Here is an 8,269-nt window from a genome sequence, read left to right on the forward strand (position 1 = left end):
GCTGAATCTCCCGGCAGCCGGTCCGGGTAAAAACCACGCCGCCAAAAACACTGGACGGCCCCTGTAACGTCTTCCTGATCACGGTAGCCAGCCGTTCAACATTATATTTATTAGCCATTTCGACGTAAAGATAGGGATTGATAATCAAAAAATCGATTTTATGTTGTTGTACCGCCTCATCAACGTCCTGGAAACCTAAAGGTTCGATCCAATAGAGAACATTAGCGTCATCATAATCCGAAAGATATCCGGCCAGGAACTTCCAGTCTTCAAAACACTGGCTGACGCCCCGATTGGCCAACACCCCGATTTTGATCACCTGCCGCTGGCCGGTATCTGTCGACCGGGAAATAACCGGCAACAATAAAACCAGTATGGCGATGAACAGCAAAATCCGGCAGCAGAAGAGTATATAGCCATCAGGTTGCCATGAGATTGTTTTTGTCATCACTTTACCTCCATTCTCAGCAGGCAAAAAATGTTCTGATACTTGTTATCACTATGAATCTACATGTGGCTGACAGTGGGCATGGACAGGGGCAAACGAACAATCACCCGGCAACCCTGACCTTCCAGATCACCAACGGCCATTTTTCCTTTTAATTGCTTCACCGCCGCCCGGGCCAGTGCCAGCCCCAGCCCCAGGCGCTCCGGACAGCAGCTGTTGCTGGCCTGGACAAAAGGTTCCAATACCGCTTTGCGCTCGGCAGCCGGAATACCAGGTCCCTGATCACGGCATTCAATTTCCAGCATATTTTCTCCGGCTGAGCGACCGCAGCAGAAAACCTTGCCCTGGGGAACATAAAGCAGGGTGTTTTCGAGGATATTCCAGCAGATTTCCCAGAGAAAATCAGGATCAACCGCAATGACTGCCGGCAGGGATTCATCCAGCTGAAACTGGACCTCCAAAGCCCGGTTCTGGTTCTTTGCCAGGACTTCACGCTGGAGTTTAATAAAAAATTCTTTGAGATTGAGGCTTATACCCGTCACCGGCACCAGACTACCAGATTCCATTTCGGCCAGCCGGGTTACCCGGAACACCTCTCCCATAAATCCCTGGCAGATTCCCCGGATATGTTCGTTAAGTTCCCTGGCATCCTGACTCAGCCCGCCGGCCATCCCCAGGTTAGTAGCATCACTGTAAATACTATTAACAATAACTTTAGTTTTTTCAAAAGCCAGCCGCAAAGTTGAGGTCTTCTGCCGGTAGATATGCTCAGCAATCTTGCTGGTTTTCTCCACCGGCTTGCTTTCCTGTTCAATCCTGTCCAGCAGCTGACGGTTGGCGGTTTCCAGCTCCTCCACCGCCCGCCGCTGCTCCCGGTTCAGGCGATAGACTTCCAGGGCGTCCTCAATCCCGGGTTTCAGATCCTCATCCAGTTTCCAGGGTTTGGTAATATAACGATAGACATAGCCTTCATTGACCGCCGCCAGCACCGTATTGGTCTGGGCGTAACCGGAAAGCACCATCCTGATGGTTTCCGGAAATCGTTTACGCACCTCTCGCAGCAGTTCCAGACCGTTCATTTCCGGCATCCGCATGTCAGTAATAATCACCTGGACCGGCCGGGAAGCCATGATTTCCAGCGCTTCCATCCCACTGAGGGCAAACAGGCAGTCATACGGTTCACCGATCAGCCCTCTTTTGATCGATTTCAGCACCCGGGTTTCATCATCAACAAAAAGAACGGTCGCTTTTTCGTTATCCATCCCTGTCCCCTTTTACTATTTTTCCACCCCGTCCATCCGGCTTAAAGATCCTCATCGATGACAATTGCCCCATCGGCATCCCGCTCAATGGTGGTAATTCCCGGATAGAGCCGCTCATAACGTTCAAGACAGCGGTCTTTTTCATTCAGTTCCGCCTGCATTTCCTGGTTTTTCCGCTGCATCCGGGCCATTTCCAATGCCCGGACCACCGTCCAGTAAAGATCGTCGTTATTCCAGGGTTTGCGTATAAACTTATAGACCCCAATATCATTGATGGCCTGCACCGCCGTCTGAATGTCAGTATCACCAGTCATGATGATCTTGACAATTCCGGGGTGGTTCGCGTTAACCCAGGCCAGAAATTCCAGGCCGGTCATTCCCGGCATCTGCTGATCTGAAATCACCAGGACGATCTCCTCTTCAGCCACCATTTTCATCGCTGCAAAAGGATCTGCAACCGTCAACAGCTCAACCAGCTGAGAGCGGCTGAATATCCTCTTTACCGCCTGCAAAACCTTTGCTTCATCATCAACCAGTAGAACCTTCATTGCGGTTGTGGTCATCTTTCTTCTCCATCCCTTTTTTATTCCTAACTCAACTTTCTTAAGTTGCTCTAAAAACAGCTGAAACTAAATCTCCAAGGATGTTCCGGCATGGCTCTCGCTCATTCTCGCCGGCCGTCCATGGCCGGCTTCCGAGGCGTCCGCCGCGAATCACATCGTGTGATTCGTTCGGCGGCCAATACCGCTATGAGCCAAGCCCGAACATCCTGTAATCTATCCCTGACAAAACAATTCAGAAAGTTGATATTAAACTAACAGCTAACGGCTAAAAGCTAATCGCTCAATTTAGTTATTATTACGGCAGCAACCGCTGCTGCACGTCTTCATACATGGCCGGTGACATCCCAGCCGCTTCGATAACCCGGGGATCCAGTTCGCCCACCAGATGGGCATCCAAAAGCCCCAGGGAAAGTTGACTGACAACCCCGACCAGGGAAACAAAATCCCGATTGGCCACTGATTCAGACAGGGGATTATGGTGATACAGGGTGGCCTCGATAATCGGCTGAGGCAGGTTCCACCAGCTCAGTACATAAGCTCCCAGCTGGGCATGATTCACCCCCATAACCGCTTCTTCCGCTGCCACCAGACTCAGGTCCGCATGCTGTCGGCAGCGGGCCAAAATCTCCTTGAACTTTTCAGGAAAATAGCGCAGCAGGACCAGGAGACCGACATCATATAAAAGCCCGGCAGAACCGCAGGTCTCATCAACTTTTTCATCGTGAATCCGTTCATACAGATTATGTACCAGCCCGTTGCTGCGGACAAAATGCTCCCATAGCGATTCGACGCTGAATTTTCCCAGACCCCTGCAGCCCAGGGCTTCAAGGACGGAACAGCCAAGAACGATATCCTTGAGGTTCATCAGCCCGATGAAGACCGCCGCCCGCTTGAGGGAGGCGGTGGAACTGCGGAAATAAGCCGAATTAGCTACCTGCAGCACCTTGGCGGTAATAGCCGGATCTTTTTCAACCACGGCGACAATCTTGTCAAAATCGGTATTTTGTTCTATCAGGTCCATGATTTTATGGTAGATGGTCGGCAGGGTGGGCAACTGGTCGATGGTATTCACCACCTCCAACAGACGCTGCTGCTGGAGGGTTTCCTGAATTTCCAGCAACTGGCGGATCAGGGCTTTCAGCTTCTGGTTGTCCCAGGGTTTGGCCACGTACATTTTAGCCGAACCGTCAATCAATGCCTTGTACACCGTCTCTTCCTGGGTAAAACCACTTAAGATCAGCCGCACTACCTGGGGATACTCTTTTTTTACCTGGCTTAAGAACTGGTAGCCATCCATCTGGGGCATACGCATATCACTGACCACCAGGTCAATATCTTTGGCTTTCAAAGCCGCCAACCCTTTGGCCCCGCTGTCGGCAAAATAGAGCTGGTAGCCACTGTCCAGAAACGCCCGCTTCAGCGACCTGAGAATACTCATTTCATCGTCTACGAAAAGAATGGCTTTTTTCTCCGTCATATCATTTCTCCTGCGGCAAACAGACTCAAGCAGCATTTTAACGCGGCAATTTGATCGTAAAAGCGGTCCCGCAATCGGGTTCACTCTCAACAATCAATTCCCCCTGATGCTGGTTGACGATAATATCATAGGAAATATTCAGCCCCAGGCCGGTTCCCTGACCCGGCGGTTTAGTGGTAAAGAAAGGGTCAAATACTTTTTTCAGATGCTCCGGTTTGATTCCAGGACCATCATCTTTAATCCGGCACCAGACATATTCCGCCGTCGCCCCGGTTTCAATTTCGATGCTGCCGTTTTCCTGCCGCTGCTGCTCTTTAATCGCCTGGGCGGCATTGACAATAATATTGAGGATGACCTGATTGATCTGGCCAATGTGACAGTAGACCTCGGGCAATTCCGGTTCCAGGGCGGTGCTAACGTCAGCATTATATTTGTATTCGTTGCGGGCGACCACCAGCGTGGTTTCAATGGCCTGGTTGATGCTGGACAAGACCTTTTCCTCCCGCTGGTCAACCCGGGAAAACTCCCGCAGTTTGCTGACAATACTGGTAATCCGTTCAAACCCATCCTCCGATTCTTTAAAAAGCCCATCCAGATCATCAAGAATAAACTCCAGATGCATGGATTCTTCCAGGGCCGCCAGCTCTTCAAGCTCGGCTGCCGACACCCTGTCAATTCCAGAAAAGTGATCACGTAACCGACGGTATTTTTCAATCAGGACTTTGAATTTAAGGATATATTCCTTAATGCTGTTAAAATTACTGGAGACAAAACCTACCGGGGTATTAAGTTCATGGGCGATACCGGCCGCCAGGCTGCCGATGGACGCCAGTTTTTCCTGCTGCACCATCTGGGAATAAGAATTTTGCAACTGCTTCATGGCCAGCTGCAATTCTTCGTTGGATTTCGTCAAGGCGGCACTACGTTCGGCCACCGCCGCTTCAAGGAGTTCCCTTTGCTGATAGCACTGTTCTTCCGCCCTGATTTTCTCCCGCATCTCCCGGGACCTGGCTCTGGCAGTCCGGATAATTTCAGCGACACCCTCGAAGCTGGAAATGGGTTTTTCGATAAAATTCCAGGCCCCCAGCCGCATGGCCCCGACCACATCGGCGATAACCCCGGTTCCGGAAATGGCGATGATGGGCAGGGCCGGCCAGCGCCGGCGGATCATTTCAATCAAATCAAAACCGCTTAGTTGCGGCATATGGAGATCAACCATCACCACCTCGACCATATCCGCTGTCAGGAGGTCCATGGCCTCAATAGAATTATTGCATTCTAACACCTGAAAGCTTGATTGTTCCAGAAACCGTTTAAGCAGGGAGGTAATCCCCGGATCATCATCGATAACCATAACGCCGGCACTCATATTTTCCACCTTTCTTCATCCATCTGGCCGGTTCAAACCTGCCGGTCATCCAGCAAAGAACGAATCCGGGCAATAACCTCCTTGAGGTTGTAAGGCTTGTTGATAAAGTGATCTTTAGTACCTTACTACTGAAAATCTGTCAAAAAAAACAAGAAATTGTCGGGAACACATTCAGGTTGTTCGGGCTTGGCTCATAGCGGTATTGGCCGCCGAACGAATCACACGATGTGATTCGCGGCGGACGCCTCGGAAGCCGGCCATGGACGGCCGGCGAGAATGAGTGAGAGCCATGCCGGAACATCCTGACACCTTAATTTGGGTTGCGGGCGAAGCCCGCATTAGCTAAGAGGAGGATATCCTCGGGAAGCTTATCGTCGGTATTTAATAGATTTTCCCTTGACAAAAATCAAACTCATGATATTCTATCATTACACAAACAAAATACATGCATATCAACGAAAGGAACTTCAATGTACAAAAGACTGCTGCGACTACCAGATAGACCAGACAAAAGTTTCTTTCTCTGGGGGCCAAGGCAGACCGGGAAAACGACGCTATTAAAACAGCTTTACCCGGATGCCCTGAGGCTTGACCTCTTGAAAACCGATGAACTCATCGGTTATTTAAAAAAACCATCGATTTTACGGGAAGAAGCTGCAGCCCTGGCGCCAACAAAACTTATTGTGATCGATGAAATCCAAAAAGCACCAATGTTGCTGGACGAAATCCATTATTTGATCGAAACAACTGGTAAAAACTTTGTCCTGTGCGGTTCCAGTGCCAGAAAAGTCAGGCGTGGACATGCCAATTTACTTGGTGGTAGAGCCGTCAAATATGAACTACTTGGCCTCGTAGCCCAAGAGATAGGAGAAAACTTCTCCCTTACCAACTTCGTCAACACCGGGCCGCTGCCAAACCATTATAATGCCGAGAATCCCAAACTTTTGCTCCGCAGTTATGTTGACGACTATTTGCGGGAAGAAATTCTTGAAGAGGGTTTAAGCAGAAACCTCCCGGTATTCTCAGACTTCCTCCGAGTCGCAGCAATCAGGGATACAGAGGTTCTTAACATGTCAAATGTGGCCCGCGAAACAGGTATGGCCCTCTCCACGGTACGAGACCATTACAGCATTCTGGTTGACACCTTGATGGGGGCTTTTCTCCCGGCTTATACAAAACGACCAAAACGCCGAACAATTCAAGCCCCCAAATTCTACTTTAGAGATCTCGGGGTTGTCAACCATTTGACCAAGCGGGGAAGAATTGAACCCGGCTCTGAACTATTCGGCAAGGCCTTTGAAAACTGGTTATTTCATGAGCTGTCAGTTTATTCAAGATACAGCGAACTATTCTACGACCTTTCATACTGGCGCCTTTCCAGCGGCATCGAAGTTGACTTCATTCTTGGCAATGGGGCCGTTGCCATTGAGGCAAAGGGTAAGTCACGTATCACCAGCCGGGATCTGAAAGGGCTCGTCCAGTTTAAAAAAGATTTCCCGGAGGTCAAACAAAGCATCATTGTCTGCCTGGAAAAACGGATGCGCAAAACTGATGAAGGAATTTTAATTGTCCCTTATCAAGAGTTCACAACTCTGCTTTGGCAAGGTGCCTGGACTAATGATCTTCTTCCAACTCTTCAACCCTATTCCTGAGCTCCGACGGATAAATGGTTTTGTAATCTGTGGCAATACACAAAGCTCCTTAATCATCCAGCAAAGAACGAATCCGGGCAATAACCTCCTTGAGGTTGTAGGGTTTGTTGATAAAGTGATCTTTAGCTAAGAGGAGGATATCCTCGGGAAGCTTATCGTCGGTATAGCCGGAGCCAAAAAGAACCGGAATATCCGGGTAGATATCCTTGATTTTTCCATATAGCTCGCTGCCTCCCATGATTGGCATGATTACGTCGGTAAATAAGAGATCAATAGCAGCCTGATGGTTTCCTGCCTGTTCCAGGGCATCCCGGCCATTTTCAGCCTCGATAACCGTATAACCTGCCTGCCGCAGCTGGCGGCTGATAATTTTCCTGATGCCGGCATCATCTTCGACCAGCAAAATGGTTTCATTGCCTCCAGCTGCAAGTTCGACAGACTCTTCATCCTCCATTTTCGTGACTTCTGCGGCCATAATCGGCCAGTAGATTTTAAAACTGGCTCCCTGTCCCGGTTCACTGTAGACGTAAATACTGCCCTGATTCTGTTTGACAATCCCATAGACCGTCGCCATCCCTATGCCGGTGCCTTCGCCTACGGCTTTGGTGGTATAAAATGGTTCAAAAATATGGTCGACCACCTCTTTTGCCATCCCGACGCCGTTATCCTCCACCTGGAGCTGCACATACCAGCCCGGGTGGCAGCCGGCATGCAGGGCAGCATAGTCGTCATCCAGGTATTTTTGGGAGGTGAAAATGGTTATTCTTTTCTCACCCCCGGCAATCTTTTCAAGCAAGGCATCCCGGGCATTGACCGCCAGGTTCAGCAGGATCTGCTGCAGCTGACTGGGATCGGCGTAGATAGGCGGCAAATCTTCAGCCAGTGAAATTTCCAGCTCAACATCCTCGCCGATCAAACGCCGGATCATCTTTTCCATCTCGGCAATCTCATCATTCGCCCTCAGCGCTTTGGGCATAATCAGCTGTTTACGACTGAAGGCCAGCAACTGGCGGGTAAGGTCGGCAGCCCGATCCCCGGCTTTTTCGATTTCCCGCACATCATGCCACAGTTTGCTGCCCTCTTCCAACTGCATCAGGACGATTTGGGCATAACCGTTGATGACCGTAAGAATATTGTTAAAATCGTGGGCCACCCCACCGGCCAACTGGCCGATGGACTCCATCTTACTGGCCTGGGCCAGCTGCTGTTCCATTTCTCTTTCATGGCTTATGTCATGTTTCGCCGTGGCATAATTTATAACCTTGCCATCATCGCCAACAATCGGAAAAGCGTTGGTTTTGTTAACGACAATCGTCCCATCCTTCCTGCGGGTGTAGAGAATACCCGACCAGAGTTCTCCGGCTTCAAACCGCTGCCAGAGCTGCCGCGCCGCCCGCAGGCCTTCTTCACTGTCCCGGTCCAGCAAAATGGAATACTCCTGTCCTAAAACCTCCGCTGCCGGGTAACCGCTTTGCTTTTCAAAAGCGGGATTGACATA

At 50.1% G+C, this 8,269-nt stretch carries 8 protein-coding genes; 2 read left to right on the forward strand and 6 right to left on the reverse strand.

Annotated features, from left to right (window positions below; all coding sequences use genetic code 11):
• From U9P07_09160 to U9P07_09170, 3 genes are all read right to left on the reverse strand, one after another.
• Window positions 1–448, reverse strand: a 448-nt coding sequence (locus U9P07_09160; GenBank protein MEA2109572.1) for a PhnD/SsuA/transferrin family substrate-binding protein, incomplete at its 3' end; no start/stop codon positions are given.
• 59 nt (window positions 449–507) lie between these two features.
• A complete protein-coding gene (locus tag U9P07_09165) occupies window positions 508–1,710 on the reverse strand; it encodes a hybrid sensor histidine kinase/response regulator (protein MEA2109573.1) in 1,203 nt (400 codons plus the stop codon).
• A gap of 41 nt (window positions 1,711–1,751) precedes the next feature.
• Entirely contained in the window at window positions 1,752–2,273 is a 522-nt protein-coding gene (locus U9P07_09170) for a response regulator (protein ID MEA2109574.1), read from the reverse strand.
• Between the two features lie 90 nt (window positions 2,274–2,363).
• On the opposite strand from U9P07_09170, the gene U9P07_09175 reads away from it, so the two are divergent.
• The gene (locus U9P07_09175) at window positions 2,364–2,528 is read left to right on the forward strand and encodes a hypothetical protein (protein ID MEA2109575.1); all 165 of its coding nucleotides are present in this window, start codon (window positions 2,364–2,366) and stop codon (window positions 2,526–2,528) included.
• A 40-nt stretch (window positions 2,529–2,568) separates the two neighbouring features.
• On the opposite strand, the gene U9P07_09180 is transcribed toward U9P07_09175, so the two are convergent.
• Window positions 2,569–3,750, reverse strand: a complete 1,182-nt coding sequence (locus tag U9P07_09180) for a response regulator (protein ID MEA2109576.1) — start codon at window positions 3,748–3,750, stop codon at window positions 2,569–2,571.
• A gap of 37 nt (window positions 3,751–3,787) precedes the next feature.
• Window positions 3,788–5,119, reverse strand: coding sequence for a response regulator (locus U9P07_09185; protein ID MEA2109577.1), 1,332 nt, complete (start codon window positions 5,117–5,119; stop codon window positions 3,788–3,790).
• 320 nt (window positions 5,120–5,439) lie between these two features.
• Between U9P07_09185 and U9P07_09190 the strand changes: the two genes are divergently transcribed.
• Window positions 5,440–6,771, forward strand: a complete 1,332-nt coding sequence (locus U9P07_09190; GenBank protein ID MEA2109578.1) for an AAA family ATPase — start codon at window positions 5,440–5,442, stop codon at window positions 6,769–6,771.
• Window positions 6,772–6,820: 49 nt separating this feature from the next.
• Here the strand turns inward: U9P07_09190 and U9P07_09195 are convergent.
• Window positions 6,821–8,269, reverse strand: a 1,449-nt coding sequence (locus U9P07_09195; GenBank protein MEA2109579.1) for a response regulator, incomplete at its 5' end; no start/stop codon positions are given.

This window comes from Pseudomonadota bacterium, assembly GCA_034660915.1.
Taxonomy (GTDB): domain Bacteria; phylum Desulfobacterota; class Anaeroferrophillalia; order Anaeroferrophillales; family Anaeroferrophillaceae; genus DQWO01.